A 23,729-nucleotide genomic window follows, 5' to 3' on the forward strand; every position below is an offset into this window, starting at 1 on the left:
TTGAGCCGCATTCTTTCCCCCTTTCTTGGCGGGACAAGAAAGGGGCCCCCGGAGGGACCCAGCTGAAATGCGGACAGGTTTGTGGTTGAAATAAAAAGCTAATTTTTGGTGTTAAGTTAATAAGCTACGACTGATTTTCGATCATTGATTTGTAACTCTACTTTCTATAAAAAAGGCATTGCGTCCGCGTGGAACGCAATGCCTTTTTGTAAATGTGAATCGTATCAGATGACCCCGGTGTACCCGGCCAGGACCAGAATGGCGTTGTACACGCCGTCAATGTGGCTGCGCTCGTAGCCATGGGAGGCATAGACCCCCGCGCCGATGAGGCCGTGGCGGATGTCGTAGCCTGCCCGGAGGGTGGCTTCTACGTCGGAGCCGTAGTGGGGGTACACATCCACCGCGTAGTCCGCGCCGGTCCGTCTGGCGGCGTCGATCAGCTTGGAGACCACCTCATAGCTGTACGGGCCGCCGGAATCCTTGGCGCAGATGGAGACCTGCCGCTCGGTGCAGTCCAGCCCTTCGCCCACGCAGCCCATATCCACGGAAATGGCCTCGGTGACGCCCGCGGGGACGCTGGCGCTGCCGCCATGGCCCACTTCCTCATAGACCGTGATGTGGGCGTAGAGCTTCCGCTCCGGCTCAATGTGGTTATCCTTCAGATATTTGGCAAAGCCCAGCAGGATGCCCACCGACAGCTTGTCATCCAGGAACCGGCTCTTGAGATAGCCGGAGGCGGTGCGGCGGGTGCGGGGATCGAAGCAGACGATATCGCCGATGGCAATGCCCAGTGCCTTGGTTTCCTGGGCGGAGGTCACGTTCTCATCCAGAACGATCTCAATGGTATCATAGGTCCGCTTGGTATCCGCGTAATTGCCATTGACGTGGACGGAGGCGTCTGCCAGCTGACAGGTGCCCTCGTAGATCTTGCCACTGCGGGTATAGACCCGGACATTCTCCGCTTCGGCGTTGTTGGGGCTCATGCCGCCCAGAGGGGTCAGCTTCAGGCGGCCGTTGCCCTTGATCTGGCTGACCATGGCACCCAAGGTGTCTGTGTGGGCCTCCAGAAACAGGGCATCTCCGGCATTTTTGCCGCCCAGCTCCACCAGAACACCGCCCTTGACGGTAATCCTCGCGGGGCAGCCCAGACTTTCAAAGGCATCTTTTACCCACCGGGCCGCGTTTGCGGTAAAACCGGAAGGAGAGTCGATCCCCAGAAGCGCGGTGGCCTGTTCCCAGGCAAAATCGGCATAGCTGCGATCAATCATGATAGTTTCCTCCTAATAAAATGTAGTGCCAGACACCGGCGACCTCCCGCATGAAGTGGTTGACCTTTTGGGAAAAACGGGAGGTTTTTGCGGGAATACCCACGAATTCCACGCCATTTTTCTTCGCGAAAAGGCTGGCGCGGAACAGATGGTATTCGCTGGACAGGACGCCCAGTCGGGTGGGGCGGGTGCCGGTATTCTGTTCAATCAGATCCAGGCTGTAGCGGATATTTTCCCAAGTGGATTCCGCCTGATCTTCCGTCCAGACGCGTTCTCCGTCAATGCCCAGATTCGTCAGTTCCACATACATGCAGATGGCCTCACTCATGGGCTCGTCCTTGCCCTTACCGCCGGAAACCACGGCGATGGTATTCGGATGGGCTTCCAGATAGTCCCGGGCGGCGTAGATCCGGTCCCAAAGGGATACGGAAGGCCCGTCGTCCCAGACCTTGGCCCCAAGGACAACCACATAGTCCACATCCTGATCAGGGCTTCCGAAGCTGGCCTTGATGATGACGGCCTCCGTTATCCCACAGACCAGCAGTCCGGCAATCAGAACGGCGGTCACGCAGCGGGTGAGGATTTTCGCGGGCTTGGGGAACCGCTGGCCAAGAAAGGGCATGGCAACGTAAAACAGGAGCAGCGCCGCCAGACACAGGCATACCAGAGCCGTAAAGCTGTAGCCCGGCAGGACGAATTTACAGAAGTAATAAACGGTGCCCAAAGGAAGCAGCAGCCAGAGGGGCCATAAACGGGGCTTTTTTTGTTGATTCATGGTTACCTGCTGATCTCCTCGATTTTTGCCAGCTCTTCGGCGGTGAAACGCGTATTCTCCGCGGCCTTGATGTTATCCAGAATCTGGCTGGGCTTGGAAGCGCCGATGAGGACGGAGGTGACGGCCTCGTGGTTCAGCAGCCAGGCCAGAGACATTTCCGCCAATGTCTGGCCACGCTCCTGAGCCATGGCGTTCAGAGCACGGATCTTCGGCAGCTTTTCCTCCACGGTGGATTCCTTCAGGAACCGGCCGTCGGTGCGGATGCGGCTGTCCGCGGGAATGCCGTTCAGGTATCGGTTCGTCAGCATACCCTGGGCCAGGGGAGAGAAGGTGATCAGACCCTTGCGGAGCTTTTGGGTGGCTTCCAGCAGACCGTTGCCCTCTATGGTCCGGTCAAAAATGGAGTAGCGGTTCTGGTTGATGACAAAGGGTACGCGCATCTCCGTCAGAATGGCGCAGGCTTTTTCCAGAGTTTCGCCATTGTAATTGGAGAGGCCAACGTACAGGGCCTTGCCGCTGCGAACCGCCTGTTCCAGGGCGCCCATGGTCTCTTCCAGCGGGGTGTCCGGATCCATACGGTGGTGGTAGAAGATGTCAACATAGGATAGCCCCATGCGCTTCAGACTCTGATCCAGGCTGGCGAGCAGATATTTCCGGCTGCCCCAGTCCCCATAGGGGCCGTCCCACATGGTATAGCCTGCTTTGGTGGAGATGATCAATTCATCCCGGTAAGGAGCCAGGTCGTCCCGGAAGAGTTTCCCAAAATTCTCCTCGGCAGCGCCGGGCTGAGGGCCGTAGTTGTTGGCCAGGTCAAAATGGGTAATGCCGTGATCAAAAGCCGTGCGGCAGAGGGCACGCATGTTCTCATAGGGGGCGGTGTCGCCAAAGTTATGCCACAGGCCCAGGGAGAAGGCGCTCAGCTTCAAACCGGAGGCACCGCAGCGGCGATAGGGAATCACATTATAGCGGGAAGAATCTGCCTGATACATGGAAATCGCTCCTTCATATAAATTTCTCCTATTATAGTATAATCCGGAACATATTGCAACTGCGGCCGTTGAAGGATAGTTCCGGGAAATAGTCCCGGTTAACCGCGATTTGACAAGGAAAGTATGAAAAACGGACTGCGCTTTTATGTATTTTTCCCGGATTGACAGCGAAAGAAATTGGTGCTAATATGTGCGCCTGATGAATGAAAAATCGTGATTTCAGGAGGATACCATATGCCGAAGGATCGGACAAAGGATATGACGGTTGGCGCGCCCATGCCCATTCTGCTGTCGTTTATTCTGCCCCTGCTGCTGGGGCTGCTGTTCCAGCAGTTCTATGCCATGGTGGATACGGTGGTTGTGGGTAATTTTCTGGGCATGGAGGCCCTGGCCGGGGTTGGCTCTACGGGTTCCATTAATTTTCTGGTGCTGGGTCTGTGCAACGGCGTCTGCGCGGGCTTTGCCATTCCCGTGGCCCAGAAGTTCGGCGAAAAGGATTATGATGGTCTGCGGAATTTCGTTGGCAATATGATCTGGCTGGGCTCTGCAATCGCACTGGCTGTGACATTGGTGACCACCACGGGCTGCCGGGCCATTCTGACGGCGATGGACACCCCTGAGAGCACCTTTGCCTATGCCTATGACTACATTTTCCTGATTTTTCTGGGTATTCCCGCAACCATGCTCTATAATCTGCTCTCCGGCATCCTCCGCTCTCTGGGCGACAGCCGGACGCCGCTGATGTTTTTGATCTTCTCCAGCCTTTTGAATGTGACACTGGATATTGTGTGCGTGGTGACGCTGAATATGGGGGTCGCCGGCGCGGGCTGGGCAACGCTTGTCAGCCAGCTGATCTCCGGGCTGTTGTGCCTGTGGTATATGAGCAGAAAATTCCCCATTCTGCATCTGAAGAAGGAGAATCTCCGCTGGCGGGGGCACTATGTCAAAAGACTGCTGATTATGGGCCTGCCCATGGGGCTGCAGTATTCCATTACGGCCATCGGTTCCATTTTGCTGCAGACGGCGGTCAACGGTCTGGGCGCCGTGGCCATGGCTGCCGTGGCCTCCTCCTCCAAGGTGACGAATCTGTTCGCCACGCCTTTCGACGCTATGGGCACCATGGCGGCTACCTATGCCGGACAGAATCTGGGCGCGGGCAAGCTGGAAAGAGTGCAGGAAGGTGTGAAGGACTGCTGCATTCTGGGGGTTGTCTATTCTCTGGCGGCACTGGCCGTCATGTACTTCTGCGGGGCGCAGATGACCGCATTGTTCCTGGACTCCAAGGATGTGGCATCCTCGGCGCAGATCCTACCTCTGGCACGGCAGCTGCTGGTGATTAATGCTGCGTTCTACATCCCCCTGCTGGGTGTCAACCTGTTCCGCTTCACCATCCAGGGCCTGGGCTACTCCAATCTGGCCGTGGTTGCGGGCGTGTTTGAAATGATCGCCCGGGGCGCGGTGGCGGGCCTTGTATCCGTATTCGGCTTCATCGCCGTCTGTTACGCCAGCCCCGCCGCCTGGGTTCTGGCGGACTGCTTCCTGATTCCCGCCTACTTTGTCTGCCTGAAGCGCAGAACCAAAGAGGCGGCCCGGCGGTAAAAAGACAGTACAAAGCGCCATTGCAGGCTTTTGAGAAACCTGCAATGGCGCTTGCTTTTTATTCTGCGATATGCTCGCAGTCCGTCCCCTCGTGGATATGGAACCCGTAAAAGCCGGTCCGGGAAGGGGGCAGCCCGGAAATCTCCGCTTCCACAAGGACCCCGTCCCGCCTTTGATAAAACCGGACGGTTCCCGTAAGACCCGGGGCAGTTTCTCCGCCCCGCAGCAGGGCAATGGCACTATTCTGCATAAAATCACCTCACAATCACCCTATGCGGGTGACGGAGAATTTGGGACGGGGAGATTTTTGTGTCTGGCCCGTCTGATTTACAAAATGTTGTATCCTGCTGTAAAAAGTCCCTTGAAAAAGGTTTTGCGCTGTGTTATGTATTTTCAAAGAGAGACCGGCGCTTGCGGAAACGCCGACCGTAGGGTGGATTTTGCAAAATTTTCCCGAAGGAACGTTATATTTGCGATCCCAAATCCTTCTATAGGGGTGAAGGACAAAACACAGGAGGTGTGAGCAGTGAATGACGAGCAAATCATACAATTATTCTTCACCCGAAACGAGGATGCCATTTCGCAGACTGCCTGCCGGTACGGCGGGCAGCTGACGCGGCTTTCCGAGAATATTCTCCGGAACAAAGAGGATGCCCAGGAATGCGTCAGCGATACCTATCTGCGGGCCTGGGACACGATCCCGCCTACAAGGCCGGTGCATTTCTTCGCGTATCTGGCAAAGCTCTGCCGCCACTTCGCTTTCGGCCGTCTGGACTGGAATAACGCGGCAAAGCGAAAGGCGGAGGTCATAGCCCTGACCCGGGAGATGGAGGAATGCATTCCCGCCGCCTGGCAGGGCACAGGACCGGGTGACGGGCAAGTCAGCGAACTTGTGGGCAGCTTTCTGCGGGAGCAGACCCAGGAGAACCGGATGATCTTTGTCCGGAGGTACTGGTATGGAGACAGCGCCGGCGAAATCGCCCGACGCTATGGGATTACCGAGAGCGCCGTGCTGATGCGGCTGTCCCGGACAAGAAGCAAACTGGCGTCCTACTTAAAACAGGAGGGAATTTACGTATGACCGGAAAAGAGATGCTGAAGGGTATCCAGAATCTGGATGCCGGGCTGATTGAAGAGGCGGAATTTGCTCCGTATCCAAAACGAAAGTCCTTTGGAAAGAAGAAACTGCTGCTTTTGATCGCGGCGGTTCTGATTATGGGGACCATGACTGCCGCAACGGTCTATACCCGCTGGTCCGCAACCATGCAGATGGGCAGTTCCAGCGGCATACAGCCCTCAGAGCAGATCAAAAAGCAGGCGGAGAAAACGGGGCTGTCCGTTACCCCCACGGAGACGAAGGACGGCAAGCAGAAGAGCGTCAGTGCGACGAACAACGGCATCACTGTCACGGCGGTGCAGACTCTGGCAGACCAGTATGGCGGCGTGGTGATCTTCCGCATCAAGGGCCTGAAGCTGGAGGATGGGCAGCTGCCCTGGGTATGGTTCGATTTTCTGATTGACGGGCAGCCGCTGGGGGAGATCGGCGAAACCACACCCGGCTTTAACATGGGCCTCAGCGGGGATTTTTATGAGGGTATTACCCAAGATGCCCAGGGGAATCTTGTCTATATCAAGAATGGTCAGCCCGTTGCGGTAGACGAAAGTGGATCGTTTGTCTATGATTTTCAGCTCAGCGATGGCAGCCTGGAGTATAGAGTGCGCTTTCACTGGGATGGAAATCCTCTTTTGGGAAAAGTAGTGACCTTCCGCTTCACCGGCTTCGGCATTCAGGGGGCGACAAAATACGATGAAGCAGTCATGACGGTTCCCGGTGACTGGGAGCTTACCTGGACGCTGGAGGGCAGCGCCGGGGAAGCGAAAACCTGGATACCCAATGCCCCGATTGGCAGCCTGCCCATCACCCTTTCGCAGGTGGAGATCGGGCAATACAGCATGAAGCTCATTTACCGGATTGATGAACAGGCTTACGCAAAATATGCGGATTTTGACGATTTCCAGTTCAAAAACGCATGGTCGCCCTACCCCGCGGGGGTCCGCTGGAAGGACGGAACGGAAATGTTTGTAAACGGCGGCGGAACGCAATACTGGGACGCGGAAAATCACCGGTTCACAGTCATCATTGGCGCGCTGGACGCCGTCCTGGACCCGGAACAGATCGTGGGCATGTCGTTCTATTTCGGAACGGAGAGGGAGAAATGCGATATTCCCTTTGAATAAGCCGCGGCCGGGGATATGTTTCCCTGTTTGACAAAAAAATCACGCCGGACGCCCGGCGTGATTTTTTATTCACGGATATATGCAGGGAAGCGCCGGTTTCTGCTGCCGCGCGGCGTTTCGCGGGGCGCGGCCTTATTCCGCGATATGCTCGCAGTAGATGCAGCGGTGGATGCCCGCTGCTTTGTCAGTGAGGCGGAAAATCTGGGGCAGCTCCTGCTCGGTGGCACTGATGCAGCGGGGGTTGCGGCAGGTGAGATCGTACCGCAGTTCGCCCCGGATGGGCTCCCGGGCGGGATTTTCCTGGGCTTCTTTCAGAAGCATGAGAATCAGGGCCATGCGCATGTATTTGCCGTTGAGGGCCTGCCGGAAGTAGGCGGCGCGGGGGTCATCGTCCACGGCCACGGAGATTTCATTCACCCGGGGCAGGGGGTGCAGGACGCACATCTGCTCCTTGGCAAGCTTCATCTTCTCAGGGTCCAGAATGTAGCTGCCTTTCAGCCGCTCATAGACCGCCGGGTTGGAGAAACGCTCCCGCTGGATGCGGGTCATATACAGCACGTCCAGCTTGGGCATGGCGTCCTCCAGAGAGGTGACCTCCTCATAGGGAAAGCCGCTCTTTTCCAGTACGTTGTATTTGACGTAGCCGGGCAGCCTCAGCTCCTCCGGGGAGATCAGCACAAAGCGGATGTTTTGATAGCGGCACATGGCCTCAATGAGGGAATGGACGGTGCGTCCGTATTTCAGGTCGCCGCACAGGCCAATGGTCAAATCGTTCAGCCGGCCCATTTCCCGGGAAATGGTCAGAAGATCCGCCAGCGTCTGGGTGGGATGGTTGTGCATGCCGTCACCCGCGTTGATTACGGGAACGGAGGCGTTCCGGGAGGCTACGAAAGGCGCGCCGTCCTTGGGGTGGCGGATAGCCATAATATCCGCGTAGCAGGAGATGATCTTCGCGGTGTCCGCCATGCTCTCGCCCTTGGAGGCGGAGGAGGAATTGGCGGAGGAGAAGCCCAGAACGCTGCCACCCAGCTCCAGCATGGCGGCCTCGAAGCTCAGGCGGGTACGGGTGGAGGGCTCATAAAAGAGGGTGGCCAGCTTCTTATATTTGCAGCTGTCCCGGTATTTTTCGGGGCACGCGATAATGTCCTTGGCGGTGGTAATGAGCCCGTCCAGTTCCTCAACGGACAGGTCCAGAATACTGTTCAGGCTTCTCATGCTTTGCCTCCATTGACGGCCAGATAGGCGCGGATGCGGTCCACGTTCTCCTTGTTCTTGGGGTCCTCTTCCAGGTACTCGATGATGTCGTAAACGTCCACCACGGAGTATACGGGGAAGCCAAACTCTTCTTCCACTTCCTCCATGGCCAGCTTTTCGCCCTTGCCCCGCTCCTTGCGGTCCACCATGATAAAGGTGGCGGCGACTTTCACGCCCTCCAGGCGGCTGAGAATGGCCATGCTCTCCCGGATGGCGGTACCGGCGGTGATCACGTCCTCGGTGATGACCACCTCTTCACCGGCCTGAGGCACATAGCCCACGAACACGCCGCCCTCGCCGTGGTCCTTGACTTCCTTGCGGTTAAAGAAGAAAGGCACGTTCAGGCCCTGCTTACTCAGGGCAACGGCAGCGGATACGGCAATGGAAATGCCCTTGTAGGCAGGCCCGTACAGAACGGCGGGACGCTTGCCCAGCTTTTCAAGGTAGGCTCGGGCGTAGAATTCGCCCAGAGTGGCAATTTCCTCGCCGGTCTTGATCATGCCGGCATTGACAAAGTAGGGGATCTTCCGGCCGGACTTGGCGGTGAAGTCACCGAATCTCAGCACACCGGCCTTTTCCAGAAACTGAATAAACTCTCTTTTGTAGCTTTCCATCATTGAACCTCCAAAATCAGTCACAGAATTCGGCAACGCAGCGTTCGTAGGCGGCTACGGGGTCGGCGGCGGCGGTGATGGGACGGCCCACCACAATGTAGTCCGAGCCAATGGCCTTGGCGGCGGCGGGGGTCATGACCCGCTTCTGGTCGCCCGCGTCGCCGTCAGCAAACCGGACGCCGGGGGTCACGGTGAGAAAATCTTTTCCACAGGTTTTGTGGACTTTTTCTGCCTCCAGAGGAGAGCAGACCACGCCGTCGAGACCGGCATTTTTGGCGGTTTCGGCGTAGTGCATGACCACCTGGTCAATAGGCTCGTGGATGAGCAGATCCCGCTCCATGGCCTCCTGATCGGTGGAGGTCAGCTGGGTCACGGCAATCAGCAGGGGCCGGGTGCCGTCAGGCCGGGTCAGGCCCTCCAGGGCGGCCTGCATCATGGCGGTGGTACCGGCGGCGTGGAGGTTGGTGATGTCCACATCCAGATTCCGCAGGACGGCCATGGCCTTCTTCACGGTGTTGGGAATGTCGTGGAGCTTCAGGTCCAGGAAAATCTTGTGGCCACGGGCCTTGATCTGCCGGACGATCTCCGGGCCTTCGGCATAGTACAGCTCCATGCCGATTTTCACAAAGGGCTTTCTGCCGGTGAACTTGTCCAAGAATGCGAAGGTCTGCTCCGCGCTGGAAAAATCGCAGGCTACGATCACGTCTTTACCCATTTACTGTGCGCCTCCTATAATATCACTTAAATTTTCAATGCGGTATTCTTCCATCACCCGGGGCAGGTCCCGGATGATCTTCTGGCAGACCCAGGGATCTACCAGGTTGGCGGCCCCCACCTCTACGGCGGTGGCGCCGGCCAGCATCATTTCAATAACGTCTTCGGCACTCTGGACGCCGCCCATGCCGATGACGGGAACGTCCACGGCCTTTGCCACCTGGTAGACCATCCGCAGGGCCACCGGGAAGATGCCGGGGCCGGAATAGCCCCCCATGGTATTGGCGATGACGGGCTTTCTGCGCCGCAAATCAATGCGCATACCCAGCATGGTGTTGATCAGGCTGATGCCGTCGGCCCCTGCGTCAGCACAGGCCTTGGCAATGGAAACGATGTCTGTTACATTGGGGGAGAGCTTGACGATGACGGGTTTGGTGGTCACGGCTTTGACGGCCCTGGTGACCTCTGCCGCGGCCTTGGGGTCGGTGCCAAAGCTCATGCCGCCGCCGTGGACGTTGGGACAGCTGACGTTGACTTCCAGCCAGCCCACCTGTTCCTCTTTGTCCAGCTTTTCGCAGGTGTAGGCATAGTCCGCCACGGAGAAGCCGGACACATTGGCCATGACCGGCTTGTGAAATACCTGCCGCAGCTTGGGCAGCTCCTGAGCGATGACCGCCTCCACACCGGGATTTTGCAGACCCACGGCATTGATCATGCCGCCGGGGCACTCCGCGATCCGGGGGGTGGGATTGCCGAACCGGGGGTCCTTGGTGGTACCCTTAAAGGAGAAGGTGCCCAAAATGTTGATGTCATACAGCTGGGCAAACTCATAGCCGAAGCCGAAGGTGCCGGAGGCGGGGATCACCGGGTTCTCCAAAGGAATACCGCAGAGATTCACATTCAATCCCATAGAATTTCCTCCTTTTTCATGACGGGGCCTTCCTTGCAGATGCGCTTGTTGCCCGTCAGGGTCTTGCAGGAGCAGCCCATGCAGGCGCCGAAGCCGCAGCCCATGCGCTCCTCGAAGCTCATCTGGCCGGAGGTACGGCTGGCCTTATACAGGGCTTTCAGCATGGGCTCCGGGCCGCAGGCGCAGAAGTGGCTGTAGCTCAGATCTTTCAGGGCATCCGTCACAAAGCCGGGGATGCCGTAGGAGCCATCCACCGTGGTCACATACACGGTGCAGCCCAGGGCCTTGAAAGCATCCTCATAGAAGATTTCCTCTTTGGTGTTAAAGCCCAGAATCACCTGGACGGGCTTTCCCAAGGCCCGCAGATGCTTGGCAAGGCTATACATGGGGGGCACGCCCACGCCGCCGCCCACCAGAACCGGGTTTTCCCCGGTGAGGGTCAGATCGTAGCCGTTGCCCAGGCCTGTGAGAATGTCCAGGACCTGACCGTGGGTCATGGCGGCCATCTGGGCGGTGCCGTGGCCAACCACCTTATACACCAGAGTCAGCTTGCCCTCGTCCCAGTCGCAGACGGAAATGGGGCGGCGGAGGAACTTCCCTTCCAGCCGGATGTTCACGAACTGCCCCGGGGCGGTAATGGCGGAGGTATCCCCCTCCAGCGTCATGCGGTAGACGCTGGAGGTAAGGGCCTCGTTGGTTAAGATTTCAAAAATACTCTGTTTCATATCAGGCATCAATGGTAGAAATGGTCAGGGTGGTTTCCTCCAGCACGTCCAGCAGCACCTTTACGGTGTCCAGGGCGGTGAAGAGGGTCACGTTGTACTCGGTGCAGATCTGCCGGATCTGGATGCCGTCGGAGGCATTGGAGCCGGGGTCACGGGTGTTCAGCACGTAGGCGATGTGGCCCTGGCGCAGGGCGTTGGGGATCTCCTCACTGCCGTCGCTGATCTTCTGCAGGGCGTGGGTGCGGATGCCGTTGGCCTTCAGGAACCTGGCGGTGCCGGTGGTGGCCTCGATGTTGAAGCCCAGCTGATAGAACCGGCGAATCAGAGGCAGAGCCTCCTCCTTGTCCTTATCTGCTATGGTAGCCAGAACCGTGCCGTAGTTCTGCAGCCGCATACCGGAAGCCTGGAGGGCCTTGTACAGGGCGCGGGTCAGGGTCTTGTCATAGCCGATGGCCTCACCGGTGGACTTCATTTCCGGGGACAGGTAGGCATCCAGACCGCGGATCTTATTGAAGGAGAACACAGGGGCCTTGACGTACCAGCGGCTCTTTTCCGTGGGATAGATATCGAAGATGCCCAGCTCCTTCAGGCTCTTGCCCAGAATGACCTCCGTGGCGATATCCGCCAGGGAGTAGCCTGTGGCCTTGGAGAGGAACGGCACGGTCCGGGAGGAACGGGGGTTGACCTCAATGATATACACATGGTCCTCCTTGTCCACAATGAACTGGATGTTAAAGAGTCCCTTAATGCCGATGCCCAGGCCCAGCTTCTTGGCGTACTGCAGGATGATGCCCTTGACCTTGTCGGAGATGGAGAAGGGGGGATAGACGGAGATGGAGTCGCCGGAGTGAACGCCGGTGCGCTCCACCAGCTCCATGATACCGGGGACGAACACATCCCGGCCATCGCAGATGGCGTCGATTTCCACTTCCCGGCCCTGAATGTACTTATCCACCAGTACAGGCTTGTCCTCGTCAATTTCCACGGCGGTGCGCAGGTACTGGCGCAGCTGCTCCTCGTTGGCAACGATCTGCATGGCCCGGCCGCCCAGAACGAAGCTGGGGCGCACCAGTACGGGGTAACCGATTTCTGCGGCAGCGGCAATACCGTCTTCAATGTTGGTCACGGCCTTGCCCTTGGCCCGGGGAATGTTCAGCTCGTTCAGAAGGTTTTCAAACTGGTTCCGGTCTTCGGCCCGGTCGATGGCGGCACAGTCGGTGCCGATGATGGTTACGCCCCGCTCCATCAGGGGGTCCGCCAGGTTGATGGCGGTCTGTCCGCCCAGAGAGGCGATGACACCCTCGGGATTCTCAAAGTGCAGGATGTTCATGACGTCCTCGGGGGTCAGGGGCTCAAAGTACAGCTTATCGGCGGTGGTGTAGTCCGTGGAGACGGTTTCGGGGTTGTTGTTGATGATAATGGCCTCATAGCCCTCGGCGCGGATGGTGTTCACCGCGTGGACAGTGGAATAGTCGAATTCCACGCCCTGGCCGATGCGGATGGGGCCTGCGCCCAGAACGACCACCTTCTTCTTCTCCGTCAGGCGGGAATCGTTAGAGCCTGTGTAGGAGGAGTAGAAGTAGGGAATATAGGCGTTCGTATGGCAGGTGTCCACCATGCGGTACACCGGGAAGATGTCCTTTTCACAGCGCAGGCGATACACATCCAGCTCTTTCATGTTCCAAAGCTGGGCGATAAACTTATCCCCGAAGCCCATGGCCTTGGCCTTTTTCAGGACCTCCGCGTCGCCTGCATGGGCCTTCAGTTCCTTTTCCATGTTGACGATCTTCTCGATGGAGCGGATGAAGAAGGGGGTAATCTGGGTGACGTCATAAATGGCGTCCACGCTTACGTTCCGGCGCAGCAGTTCAGCCACGGCGAAGATGGTGTCGTCCCGGAACTGCTTCAGGTATTCCAGAATTTCGGCGGTCTCCATGTGGTTGAACTTGGGCATATAGAAGTGGCACACGCCGATTTCCAGAGAGCGGACGGACTTGAGCAGGCACTCCTCCAGATTGGAGCCGATGCCCATGACCTCACCGGTGGCCTTCATCTGGGTGCCCAGGGTGTTCTTGGCAGAGGCGAACTTGTCAAAGGGGAACCGGGGCAGCTTTGCGACCACATAGTCCAGCCGGGGCTCAAAGGCGGCGGTGGTGTTGGCAATTCTGATGTCCTCCAGAGCCATGCCCACGGCAATCTTGGCGGTGACCCGGGCAATGGGATAGCCGGAAGCCTTGGAGGCCAGAGCGGAGGAACGGGAAACTCTGGGGTTGACCTCGATCAGGTAGTATTCAGAGGAATGGGGGTTCAGCGCAAACTGGACGTTGCAGCCGCCCTCGATTTTCAGCTCCCGAATGATTTTAATGGCGGAATCATTGAGCATTTTCAGGTCGTGGTCGGAAAGGGTCATAATGGGGGCCACCACCAGGCTGTCGCCGGTGTGGACGCCTACGGGGTCGATGTTTTCCATGCCGCAGATGGTAATGGCATGGTCTTTAGAGTCCCGCATGACCTCAAACTCGATTTCCTTGTAGCCCTTGACGGACTTCTCAATCAGCACCTGATGGACAGGGGAGAGCTTAAAGGCATTGAGGCCGATCTCTTCCAGCTCTTCCTCATTGTAGGCAAAGCCGCCGCCGGTGCCGCCCAGGGTGAAGGCGGGGCGCAGGACTACGGGATAGCCGATGTGCTTGGCAGCTTCCTTGGCTTCTTCCAGAGAGTAGGTGATCTCGGAGGGAATCACCGGCTCGCCAATGGACTGGCACAGCTCCTTAAACAGTTCCCGGTCCTCGGCCCGCTCAATGGAGGTGGAGGAGGTGCCCAGCAGCTGCACGTTGCATTCCTTCAGAACGCCCTTCTTTTCCAGCTGCATGGCCAGATTCAGGCCGGTCTGGCCGCCGATGCCGGGGACGATGGCGTCGGGCCGCTCATAGCGGATGATTTTGGCGATGTATTCCAGAGTCAGGGGCTCCATATAGACCTTGTCGGCAATGGTGGTGTCGGTCATGATGGTGGCGGGGTTGGAGTTGCAGAGCACAACCTCGTAGCCCTCCTCCTTCAGCGCCAGACAGGCCTGGGTACCCGCGTAGTCAAATTCCGCCGCCTGCCCGATGACAATGGGGCCGGAGCCGATAATCAGGATTTTTTTGATGTCAGTTCTCTTTGCCATGATTCATTTCCTCCATGTGATGCTGTATCTTTTTTATGATTAGGGGTTCAATCATTTCATGTCATTGCGAACCAGCGCGCACGCTGGTGTGGCAATCCCCCGGATATTTCAAGCCTGTGCGTACAACCGGGGGATTGCCACGCCAGTCTGAGGACTGGCTCGCAATGACAACTGTATCTTACTTCCTTGCCAGATACACGGCACTGCCGTCAAAGAATGTGGCCATGCATTTGCCCTGAACGGTCCAGCCCGCAAAGGGGGTGGCCCTGCCCTGGGACAGGAAGTCCTGCGGGTCTATTTTGTACTGGGCGTTTAAGTCCCATACGGAGAAGTCGTTGCCCAGGGGAATTTGAAAGCGCTTCCGGGGGTTCCACACCAGCTTGTCCAGCAGGCTTTCCAGGGAGAGAACACCTCTTTGGACAAGGCAGGTATAGAGGATCGGGAAGGCCGTTTCCAGACCTACCACGCCGAAGGCGCTCTTTTCCAAACCTCTGGCCTTTTCCTCCGCACTGTGGGGGGCATGGTCCGTGGCGATCATATCGATGGTGCCGTCTTGCAGTCCCTCTATCAGGGCTTCCCGGTCCTCCGGGCTGCGAAGGGGAGGGTTCATTTTGAAGCGGCCGTCCTCCTGCAGCATGGTGTCATCCATGGTGAGGTAGTGGGGGCCGGTCTCACAGGTCACATCCACACCGCTCTTTTTCGCCTGGCGGATGATGTCCACGCTCTCTTTGGTGGAGATGTGGCACACATGATAGCCGCAGCCGGTTTTGGCCGCCAGTTCCAGATCCCTCGCAATGGGACCCCATTCGCTTTCGGAGCAGATGCCCCGGTGGCCGTGGGCCGCGGCATAGCCGCCCGCGTGGATATAGCCGCCCCGGAGAAGAGAATTGTCCTCACAGTGGGCCACAATGAGCTTGCCCAGCGCCTTGGCCCGAACCATGGCCGATTCCATCATGGCTCCGTCCTGCACGCCCCGGCCGTCATCGGAGAAAGCAATGACCTGAGGGGCCAGGGCTTCCATGTCGGATAGAACCTGCCCCTGCTCACCCCTGGTAATGGCGGCATAGGGATAGACCGCAATGCAGGCTCCTTTTTGAATCGCCTCCAGCTGGGGCATCAGATTTTCCGGACTGTCCGGTACCGGGTTCAGGTTCGGCATGGTGCATACCGCCGTGTAGCCCCCCCGGGCCGCCGCCCGGGAACCGGAGGCTATCGTTTCCTTATAAGGAAATCCCGGCTCTCTGAAATGCACATGCACATCACAAAAGCCGGGAAAAACGGAATATTCGGAAGAATTGAGAAAAGAAAAATCCTCATTTCTGAAAACGGCGGAAACACCGTCCCAAAAAGAGGACGCGGAAGCGGGATATGCGGTTGCCTTCAGCCGAGCTTCCATAGTCAGTCTCCTTTCGCCTAAAAAAATATCCTGCCTTTGCGGCAAGACCAGAATCACGGTTCCTCGCCGCATTTCGATTTATTCTAGCACGGGAAACACGCTTTGTCAACAGAAAAAAGAAAAGTTCCAAAGAATCGATTTTTTTTGTCTCCGGGGCTTGCAAGCGGGCGGGTTTTGCGGTAACATATACCCGTAAATTTTTATCAATAGAAAGGACGTGTCCTACACATATGATTAAAGTTGACATTTCCCATGTCTGGGGCCAGCTTGCCCTGCCGGATCTTCTGGCAATGGAGAAGGAGGTCGCGCAGGCTCATGCGACTCTGACGGACGGTACCGGCAGCGGCAACGATTTTCTGGGCTGGCAGAATCTGCCCACCCGGGAGCCTACCGAGGAAATTCTGCGCATCCAGAGCGCTGCCCGGCGGATCCGCAATGACTCCGATGTATTCGTGGTCATCGGCATCGGCGGCAGCTACCTGGGCCCCCGGGCGGCCATCGAGTTGCTGCAGGGCCCCAACCACAACATGGGCAAGGGTAAGGGAGATCCCCAGATCTACTTCGCCGGCAACGGCCTGAGCACCCGGCACTGGAATGAGCTGTGCCGTCTGCTGGAGGGCAAGGATTTCTCCATTGCCATCATCTCCAAATCCGGCACCACCACCGAGCCTGCCATTGCCACCCGCGCGCTGCGGGCCAAGCTGGAGGAGAAGTACGGCGTGGAGGGCGCAAGAAAGCGTATCTATGCCATTACTGACCCCTGCAAGGGCGCTCTGCGGCAGATGGCCACGGAAGAGGGGTGGGAGACCTTCGTGATCCCCGCCAACGTCGGCGGCCGGTTCTCGGTGCTGACGCCTGTGGGCCTGCTGCCTCTGGCAGTGGCCGGCGTGGACATCATGGAGATGATGAACGGCGCCGTGGATGCCAGGGAAGCCTACGACCTGCGCTCCTTCGATAACCCCGTGTGGCTGTACGCCGCGGTGCGGAACCTGCTGTACCGCAACGGCAAGGCCATGGAGATCTTCGAGAGCTTCGAGCCGGGCTTCAAGATGTTCGGCGGCTGGTGGCAGCAGCTCTTCGGTGAGTCCGAGGGCAAGGACGGCAAGGGCATCTTCCCCGTCACCGCCGAATTCACCGCCGACCTGCACTCTCTGGGCCAGATGATCCAGCAGGGCCAGCGCAATATTTTCGAGACGATGGTCCGCTTTGACGCTCCCACGGAGAAGATGGTCATCGGCGGCGACGAAAAGAATCTGGACGGTCTGAACTATCTGGAGGGCCGCACTCTGGACTTTGTGGACGAGAAGGCGTTCCTCGGCACTCTGGCTGCCCATGTGGACGGCGGCGTGCCCGTCATCACCATGGACTGCGGCGAGCTGAACGACCGGAAGGTGGGCGAGATGTTCTACTTCCTGGAACTGTGCTGCGGCGTTTCCGCCTACATCCTTGGCGTGAACCCCTTCAACCAGCCCGGTGTGGAGTTCTATAAGCGCAATATGTTCAAACTCTTGGGCAAGCCCGGCTACGAGGCGTAAGTAAAAAAGCGTTTGTCATTTTGTAAAATTCCCTATTGCAAAAAAGAAAGTTTGCTGGTAGAATGATACCAAGCCAGATTTATTTTGGTATAGCAAAGGAGGAAATTCCGATGATTCATGTAATTATGGGCCTGAAGGGCTCCGGTAAGACCAAGAAGCTGATCGACGCCATCAACACCGCAGTGGCAGATGCCCACGGCGATGTGGTCTGCATCGAGTACGGCAAGAAGCTGACCTATGATGTTACTTATAAGGTGCGTCTGGTGGACTCCCAGGAGTACGGCATCAGCTCCCCCGATATGCTGAAGGGCTTCCTGAGCGGCCTGCACGCAGGCAACTTTGATATTACCAACGTGTTCATCGACAACCTGTACAAGACCATCGGTCAGGATCAGGCTGCCAACGAGGCCTTTGTGGATTGGGTGGCAAACTTTGCCAGGGAGAACAACATGGAAATCACCATGACCATCTCCGCCGACCCCGCGACCGCTTCCGAAGGTATGAAGAAGTACCTGTAAGGAGAAAGATCCTCCTGCACCGCCGCGTTTGCGCGGCGGTGCTTTTTTGCGAAAATGGAGGGCTGCCTTGCAAAAAAGCGAAGGCTCTGATACAATGAGAGCGCAATTCAAGATGAACCAAGGAGAGGGACCATATGAGAAGACTACAGATTCCGCAAAAGGCGTGGCTCCCGGCTGCGCTGTGGGCCTTTTTCGCGGCAGTGACGGCATTGGGAATGCGCGGCTGCAGGCTAATGGAGGACGGCAGCTTCTTTCAGCACATTCGCTATGCGCTGGCCTATGGCGGGTTGCGGGGGAAAGTGGTATGCCTGCTGATGTTGGGCGCTTCTGCGCTCTTTTCCATTGTATGCTGGAGTAGCCTGCTGAACCATACACCCAGGGTGCGTCCGACTGGGATTCTGCTAGCAGCCTTTTTCACATTGAATACTATGACATACCTGTCCTCTACGGGAGAACTGGGAAATCTGTGGCAGCTGCCCCAGGGCGGGAAGGTGGAATCCCTGCTGTATTGGCTCCAGCTGACGGGAAATTATTATTTAATGATCTTTGGGGCATCCACATGGCTGAACCGTCCGGATCCGGCGGGGAAAAAGACTATCCGCTGCCCCGGATGGCCCTATGCTCTGGTCATTTTTGCGTTTTGGGCGCCGGTGCTGCTGTTGCGCTTCCCAGGCTATCTGCTCTGGGATTCCGCCAGACAGGTATTGCAGTTCCAGGGTAAGATCCTGTGTGAGGCCTCCCATCCGCTGTTTCTGACTGTGGTTTTCGGCAGCCTTTTTACGTTGGGACAGCGGCTGGCGGGGGACGCAGGCGGACTGGCTGCCTGCATGCTGCTGCAGACGGGGCTGATGCTGTTTGCACTGAGCGTTCTGTGCAAAGAAGCCGCCGAGCGGCGGGGCAGAAAGGCTGTGGGCTACGCATGCGCTGCATTTTTTGCGCTGACACCCGTCTGGACGACCCTGGCACCCTCCATCATTAAGGACAGCGTTCATGCTCCGCTGTTCCTGTTGTTCGTTATCGTCTACGGCAGGATCGCCCGGACGGAGAGAGCGGAAATGCGGGACCTCGGCTATCTTTGTGTGCTGGCGTTTCTGTGTGCGCTGACCCGGAAGGGTGGCGTTTGGCTGATTACCCTGAGTCTGTTTGGGTTGGCTGCTTATAAACAGGGGCCGAGAAAAGTCCTGCTGGGATGCTGTGCGGGGCTGCTCACGGTGGAAGTGCTGAACTCCCAGGTGCTTTGTCCGATGCTGAACATCGAAAAGCCGAAGCAGCAGGAGAATTACAGTTTACTCTATCCGATCGTCGGCTATTACTGCCGGAACTACGGCCAGGAACTGACCCAGCAGGAAAAGGATATCCTTGGAGATGTGCTGGATTACGACGCCGTAAGCACTGCTTATTCGCCTACTTATGTGGACCCTATTAAAAATACCTTCCATGCGGAAAATAATGCCCAGGTTCGTGCGTTCCTGGGTTTGACGGGGAAATTCATTCTGCGGCACCCACTGACGTGTCTGCAGGCTATCGTATACTCCAAGAACGCCTATTTTACGCCCTTTGTTACGGGAGTCCAGCTTGCCTATAACTATCAGGACTCTCCGGAGGCCTACGAGCCCTTGGAGGGCAGCGAATTCCCATTCCTGGTAGAAAACAGCCGGAGGATCAGCTGGGAGAACCGCATTGCGAACCAGACGGAAAAGTTCCCCTGGAAGCTCCTGACAGGCTCCGGCATCTATACCTGGACGCTGTTGGTACTGTTTGTCAGCGCTCTGTGGAAAAAGGACCGGCGGAAGCGGATGGAGCTGCTGCCCGGGCTGCTCCTGACGGCGGGGCTGCTCCTGACCCATGTAAACGGTGCGGTGCGCTATGCCTGCCCAGTCATGTTTATTGTGCCCTATTTGCTTGCAACGTATCGGGCTGGTATTGAAGTAACGGATGAAAATATAGAAAAAACTTGATTTTTTCTTTGCTATCGTGTACTATAAGCCGAGTTATGTTATTGAGAAAAAAGGGGAAATACAATGCAGAAAGAAACATTGCAGGAGAACAAAATGGGCGTCATGCCTGTTGGCAAGCTGCTGGTGAACATGGCTTTGCCTATGATCATCTCCATGCTGGTGCAGGCACTTTACAATATTGTGGACAGCGTGTATGTGTCCCAGGTGTCGGAGAGCGCGGTGACGGCGCTGTCGCTGGCTTTCCCGGTGCAGAATCTGCAGATCGGGTTCGCTGTGGGCGTGGGTGTGGGTGTCAATGCCATGCTGAGCCAGAGCCTGGGCAGGAAGGATCAGGAGAGCGCCAACCGGGCCGCGGGACAGGGCGTATTTCTGGCGCTGGTCGCGACGGCACTGTTTATGCTCTTTGGCATCTTCGGTGTCCGGCCCTACTACACCATGCAGTCCAACGTTGCGGAGACGGTGGAGGGCGGCATCGCCTACACCAGAATCTGCTGCCTGCTCACCGCGGGCGTTTTCATCCAGGTTCTCTGCGAGCGGCTGCTGCAGGCCACCGGCCGGGCCATGCACACCATGATCCTGCAGGGCACCGGCGCCATCATCAATATCATTCTGGACCCGGCATTCATCCATGGCTGGTGGGGCCTGCCCAGAATGGGCATCGCCGGCGCGGCTGTGGCGACGGTCATCGGCCAGTGCGTGGCCGCGGTGCTGGGCATTTACATGAATGTGCGGCACAATCCCGATGTGCAGCTGCATGTCAAGTATATGAAGCCCGACTGGAAGGTCATCGCCCCCATTCTGGAAGTGGGCATTCCATCCGTGATTATGAACGGCATCGGTTCCGTCATGAACTTCGGTATGAACCAGATCTTGCAGGGCTTTAACGAGGTGGCTACCGGTGTATTCGGCATTTACTTCAAGCTCCAGAGCCTGTTCTTTATGCCGCTGTTCGGCATCAACAATGCCACCATCTCCATTATCGCCTACAATTACGGCGCCCGGAAGCCAAAGCGCATTATCCATACCCTGAAGCTGGCGACCACGGTAGCCGTTGGCATTATGCTGGTGGGTCTGGCGGTGTTCCAGCTGTTCCCACAGGCGCTTCTGGATATTTTCAACCCCACAGAGGAATTCCTGCGCATCGGCGTCAAGGCTCTGCGCATCCTGAGCCTGCCCTTCCCGGTGGCGGCGGTCTGCATCGCCCTGGGCGCTTCCTTCCAGGCGCTGAGCAAGGGCTCTTATTCCACCATCGTCTCTCTGTGCCGCCAGCTCATTGTGCTGCTGCCGGTTGCCTATCTGCTGAGCCTGACCGGCGAGGTGAACAACGTCTGGTGGGCATACCCCATTGCGGAGGTCATGTCCGCTCTGATGACGGGGCTGCTGTTCTCCCGGCTCTACCGCCAGCGGGTAAAGCCGCTGTTTGCGGAAGCCGCTGAATAAATCCCGTGTATTCGGCATATCCTGACAGGGGAAACAGGAGAATGTGCCCCAGACCCATGGCGTTATGTATTTGCCATGCGGCCGCCGGCGGTTTCCCGAAGGAGAGAGTTGCCGTGAAACGGGAAGAGAAAAAAGAAGAGAAGAATGCGCCCATCCCCTGGGAAGCCGTGGACCCAAAGCCCCCGGTGATCCGGTCCGGGCATCTGGAAAACCAGATCCGCAATTGAATTTCGCCGCCGGTTTCGCACCGGCGGCGCTTTTCGTCCGTTGACAAGGAAAGGGCAATCGGGTAAAATAAAGCAAAATGTTTCGCACGGAAAGAGAGAAGCTATGAAGAAAAAAATGTTGAAGAATCTGCCGGGCCTTTGCTGGATTCTGGTGGGAAATCTGCTGTATGCCTTTGTGGTGGCGCTGTTTATTCTGCCCGGGCAGCTGATCAGCTGCGGCACAACGGGCCTTGCGCTGGTTGCCCAGCAGCTTGGGGGCATTCCGGTGTCCGGCTTCGTATTTGTGTTCAATGTGGCAATGCTGCTGCTGGGGTTGGCGGTGCTGGGCAAAAAATTCGCCATGACCACGGTACTCAGCTCTTTTGTTTACCCCCTTTTCCTGACGGGCGTCCAGTCGCTGCTGGGGGACTTTCGGGTGACGGAGGATCTGCTGCTGTGCGCCATTTTCGGCGGTATGGGGCTGGGTGTGGCTCTGGGCATCGTTATCCGGGCAGGGGCGTCTACCGGGGGCATGGACATCCCGCCGCTGATCCTGAACAAGCTCTTCGGCATTCCGGTGCCGGTAACGCTGTGGCTGTTTGACTTTGCTATTATGCTGTCCCAGCTGTTCTTCCACAGTCCGGAGGACCTGCTCTACGGCATTCTGATGCTGATTGCCGTGAATTTTACGCTGAACAAAACTCTGGTCGCCGGAACCGGCCGGACGGAGGTGAAAATCGTCAGCGAACAGGCGAAGCAGATCTGCGAGAGCATTCTCCACAACGCGGACCGGGGCGTGACTCTGCTCCACGGCGAGGGCGGCTATCTGCATGAGCCCACAGAGGTGGTCTTCAGCGTGGTAGCTACCCGGGAACTGCACAAGGTCCAGGTGTTGGCGCGGGAGATCGATCCGGAGTGCTTCATGGTCATTACCCAGGTCACGGAGGTCTGGGGCAGAGGCTTCTCCTTCAGCAAGGAGTACCGGAAAAAGGCGGAATAAACGGTATGGAAGAATGGAATGACGTATACGATGCCCAGCGGCGCAGAACGGGGAAGACCCATCTGCGGGGCACGCCCTGGGAACCGGGAGAATACGGCCTGACGGTCTGCGTCTGGGTCTATGACGGAAGAGGCAAGATCCTGCTGACCCGCCGGGCGCCGGAAAAGAGCTTCGCGGGCACCTGGGAGAATTCCGGCGGCATGGCACGGGCGGGGGAGGACAGCCTGACGGCCATTCAAAGAGAGCTTTGGGAGGAAACCGGCATCGCGGCCCCGCCGGAGCGCTTCGAATTTCTGGGCAGCGACCAGGACAGGAATACCTTCTATGATTTTTATTGCCTGAAAAACCCTGTTTCCCTGAAAAAGATTCGGCTTCAGCCCGGGGAGACGGACGGCGTTATGTGGGCGGGATTCGGAAAAATCCACTGGATGATCCGCAGAGGCAAGATCTGCCGCATCATCGCCCGGCAGTTCTATCGCCAGGAAAAGGATCTGCGTTCCCGCAATATGCCCAAAAAGAGGGCCCCATTTTTGGATGATTTGAAATGAGGTTGTACTTGCGTCCGGAAGGGCAAAGCTGTATAATAACCGTAAGGTGTTTCGTCGAAATGCCCAATTGAGGGCGGCGAAACACCTTCCTATTTATCACAGATAACGGAGGCAGGAACTATGATCACTTTGATGAAGATGCCCATTCGCCATGGCAGCGCGCCGCTCCGCGTCGCCCGGGGCCACTTTGCGACCAACCATTCCCACATCAACTACTTTGTGGATATCACCTATCAGAAGACCCGCCTCAGTGAGGCCAAGGACAGCGCCCGGCAGCTGGTGACGAATTTTGTCAACGATACCCCTGTGGACACCATTCTGTGCCTGGACGGCACCAGCGTGGTGGGCACCTGCCTGGCCCAGGAGCTGACCAAGAGCGGCTTCCGTACCATCAATGCCCATGAGACAATCTACATTCTGGATCCGGAGTACAATGCCAATTCCCAGATCATTTTCCGGGACAACACCCAGGGGATGATCCGGGGCAAGCATGTTCTGGTGCTTATGGCGTCCGTGACCACGGGCTACACCGCAAAGCGTGCCCTGGAGGCGATTACCTACTATGGCGGCACCGTTGCCGGTGTGGCGGCCATTTACAGTGCCGTAGATCAGGTGGAGGGCTATCCCGTCCGCTCCGTCTACACCATTCAGGACCTTCCCGGCTACGCCAGCTATGACTACCGGGAATGCCCCTACTGCAAGGCCGGACAGAAGATCGACGCTCTGGTCAACAGCTTCGGGTATTCGCAGCTGTAAACAGGTGAATTTCATGATAGGGGCGGCAATTTGCCGCCCCTCAGTCTGTCAAAAAAGCCTCGCAGAGTTTGCCGACGATAGTCGGCAAATAAAGTCAAATCATTTTCTGCCGGGGCG

General features: G+C 57.5%; 21 protein-coding genes and 1 pseudogene. 10 read left to right on the plus strand and 12 right to left on the minus strand.

Annotated elements, in window-relative coordinates:
• Positions 1 to 224: 224 nt before the first annotated feature.
• Genes KQI10_RS04850 through KQI10_RS04860 form a run of 3 tightly spaced genes read right to left on the minus strand, consistent with a single transcriptional unit; the run spans position 225 to position 3,032 of the window.
• A complete protein-coding gene (locus KQI10_RS04850; RefSeq protein ID WP_216566286.1) occupies positions 225 to 1,268 on the minus strand; it encodes a M42 family metallopeptidase in 1,044 nt (347 codons plus the stop codon).
• Positions 1,261 to 2,043: a YdcF family protein gene (locus KQI10_RS04855; protein ID WP_216566287.1), complete on the minus strand. Its 783-nt coding sequence runs from the start codon at positions 2,041 to 2,043 to the stop codon at positions 1,261 to 1,263. The genes KQI10_RS04850 and KQI10_RS04855 overlap by 8 nt, the downstream gene beginning before the upstream one ends.
• A gap of 2 nt (positions 2,044 to 2,045) precedes the next feature.
• The gene (locus tag KQI10_RS04860) at positions 2,046 to 3,032 is read right to left on the minus strand and encodes an aldo/keto reductase (protein WP_216566288.1); all 987 of its coding nucleotides are present in this window, start codon (positions 3,030 to 3,032) and stop codon (positions 2,046 to 2,048) included.
• 234 nt (positions 3,033 to 3,266) lie between these two features.
• Between KQI10_RS04860 and KQI10_RS04865 the strand changes: the two genes are divergently transcribed.
• Positions 3,267 to 4,631 carry an MATE family efflux transporter gene (locus KQI10_RS04865; RefSeq protein WP_216566289.1) on the plus strand — a complete coding sequence of 455 codons (1,365 nt, stop codon included), beginning with the start codon at positions 3,267 to 3,269 and terminating at the stop codon, positions 4,629 to 4,631.
• 58 nt (positions 4,632 to 4,689) lie between these two features.
• Here KQI10_RS04865 and KQI10_RS04870 read toward each other — a convergent pair whose 3' ends face one another.
• Complete coding sequence (locus KQI10_RS04870) at positions 4,690 to 4,881, minus strand: superoxide dismutase family protein (protein ID WP_216566290.1); 192 nt, start codon at positions 4,879 to 4,881, stop codon at positions 4,690 to 4,692.
• 276 nt (positions 4,882 to 5,157) lie between these two features.
• Here KQI10_RS04870 and KQI10_RS04875 point away from each other — a divergent pair, with 276 nt between their 5' ends.
• A complete protein-coding gene (locus KQI10_RS04875; RefSeq protein WP_216566291.1) occupies positions 5,158 to 5,712 on the plus strand; it encodes a sigma-70 family RNA polymerase sigma factor in 555 nt (184 codons plus the stop codon).
• Positions 5,709 to 6,869: a hypothetical protein gene (locus tag KQI10_RS04880; RefSeq protein ID WP_216566292.1), complete on the plus strand. Its 1,161-nt coding sequence runs from the start codon at positions 5,709 to 5,711 to the stop codon at positions 6,867 to 6,869. The genes KQI10_RS04875 and KQI10_RS04880 overlap by 4 nt, the downstream gene beginning before the upstream one ends.
• Before the next feature lie 132 nt (positions 6,870 to 7,001).
• Here KQI10_RS04880 and KQI10_RS11675 read toward each other — a convergent pair whose 3' ends face one another.
• The 8 genes and pseudogenes from KQI10_RS11675 to KQI10_RS04915 form a co-directional block, all read right to left on the minus strand.
• The gene (locus KQI10_RS11675; RefSeq protein ID WP_371818360.1) at positions 7,002 to 7,205 is read right to left on the minus strand and encodes a hypothetical protein; all 204 of its coding nucleotides are present in this window, start codon (positions 7,203 to 7,205) and stop codon (positions 7,002 to 7,004) included.
• Positions 7,179 to 8,084: pseudogene (pyrB, locus tag KQI10_RS04885) on the minus strand (aspartate carbamoyltransferase); the annotation flags it as partial. The pseudogene pyrB and the gene KQI10_RS11675, both read right to left, overlap by 27 nt.
• A complete protein-coding gene (gene pyrE, locus KQI10_RS04890) occupies positions 8,081 to 8,737 on the minus strand; it encodes an orotate phosphoribosyltransferase (RefSeq protein ID WP_253285155.1) in 657 nt (218 codons plus the stop codon). The pseudogene pyrB and the gene pyrE, both read right to left, overlap by 4 nt.
• Positions 8,738 to 8,753: 16 nt before the next feature.
• Positions 8,754 to 9,452: an orotidine-5'-phosphate decarboxylase gene (gene pyrF, locus KQI10_RS04895; protein WP_216566295.1), complete on the minus strand. Its 699-nt coding sequence runs from the start codon at positions 9,450 to 9,452 to the stop codon at positions 8,754 to 8,756.
• Positions 9,453 to 10,361: a dihydroorotate dehydrogenase gene (locus KQI10_RS04900; protein ID WP_216566296.1), complete on the minus strand. Its 909-nt coding sequence runs from the start codon at positions 10,359 to 10,361 to the stop codon at positions 9,453 to 9,455.
• A complete protein-coding gene (locus tag KQI10_RS04905; RefSeq protein WP_216566297.1) occupies positions 10,352 to 11,086 on the minus strand; it encodes a dihydroorotate dehydrogenase electron transfer subunit in 735 nt (244 codons plus the stop codon). Before KQI10_RS04905 ends, KQI10_RS04900 begins: the two co-directional genes overlap by 10 nt.
• A 1-nt stretch (position 11,087) precedes the next feature.
• Positions 11,088 to 14,255, minus strand: a complete 3,168-nt coding sequence (gene carB / locus KQI10_RS04910) for a carbamoyl-phosphate synthase large subunit (protein ID WP_216566298.1) — start codon at positions 14,253 to 14,255, stop codon at positions 11,088 to 11,090.
• A gap of 178 nt (positions 14,256 to 14,433) precedes the next feature.
• Positions 14,434 to 15,651: a dihydroorotase gene (locus KQI10_RS04915; protein WP_216566299.1), complete on the minus strand. Its 1,218-nt coding sequence runs from the start codon at positions 15,649 to 15,651 to the stop codon at positions 14,434 to 14,436.
• Between the two features lie 230 nt (positions 15,652 to 15,881).
• Here KQI10_RS04915 and KQI10_RS04920 point away from each other — a divergent pair, with 230 nt between their 5' ends.
• From KQI10_RS04920 to KQI10_RS04950, 7 genes are all read left to right on the plus strand, one after another.
• Complete coding sequence (locus KQI10_RS04920) at positions 15,882 to 17,186, plus strand: glucose-6-phosphate isomerase (protein WP_216566300.1); 1,305 nt, start codon at positions 15,882 to 15,884, stop codon at positions 17,184 to 17,186.
• A gap of 110 nt (positions 17,187 to 17,296) precedes the next feature.
• Positions 17,297 to 17,704, plus strand: a complete 408-nt coding sequence (locus KQI10_RS04925; RefSeq protein WP_216566301.1) for a hypothetical protein — start codon at positions 17,297 to 17,299, stop codon at positions 17,702 to 17,704.
• Between the two features lie 134 nt (positions 17,705 to 17,838).
• A complete protein-coding gene (locus tag KQI10_RS04930) occupies positions 17,839 to 19,662 on the plus strand; it encodes a DUF6020 family protein (RefSeq protein WP_216566302.1) in 1,824 nt (607 codons plus the stop codon).
• Positions 19,663 to 19,725: 63 nt separating this feature from the next.
• Positions 19,726 to 21,102, plus strand: a complete 1,377-nt coding sequence (locus tag KQI10_RS04935; protein ID WP_216566303.1) for an MATE family efflux transporter — start codon at positions 19,726 to 19,728, stop codon at positions 21,100 to 21,102.
• 330 nt (positions 21,103 to 21,432) lie between these two features.
• Entirely contained in the window at positions 21,433 to 22,308 is an 876-nt protein-coding gene (locus KQI10_RS04940; RefSeq protein ID WP_216566304.1) for a YitT family protein, read from the plus strand.
• A 5-nt stretch (positions 22,309 to 22,313) separates the two neighbouring features.
• Positions 22,314 to 22,856 (plus strand): NUDIX domain-containing protein, encoded by a 543-nt coding sequence (locus KQI10_RS04945; RefSeq protein ID WP_216566305.1) that lies wholly within the window; start codon positions 22,314 to 22,316, stop codon positions 22,854 to 22,856.
• A gap of 120 nt (positions 22,857 to 22,976) precedes the next feature.
• Entirely contained in the window at positions 22,977 to 23,612 is a 636-nt protein-coding gene (locus KQI10_RS04950) for an orotate phosphoribosyltransferase (protein ID WP_216566306.1), read from the plus strand.
• Positions 23,613 to 23,729 lie beyond the last annotated feature (117 nt).

It is taken from the genome of Pseudoflavonifractor sp. MSJ-30, from assembly GCF_018918045.1.
In the GTDB taxonomy this organism is placed as follows: domain Bacteria; phylum Bacillota; class Clostridia; order Oscillospirales; family Oscillospiraceae; genus Faecousia.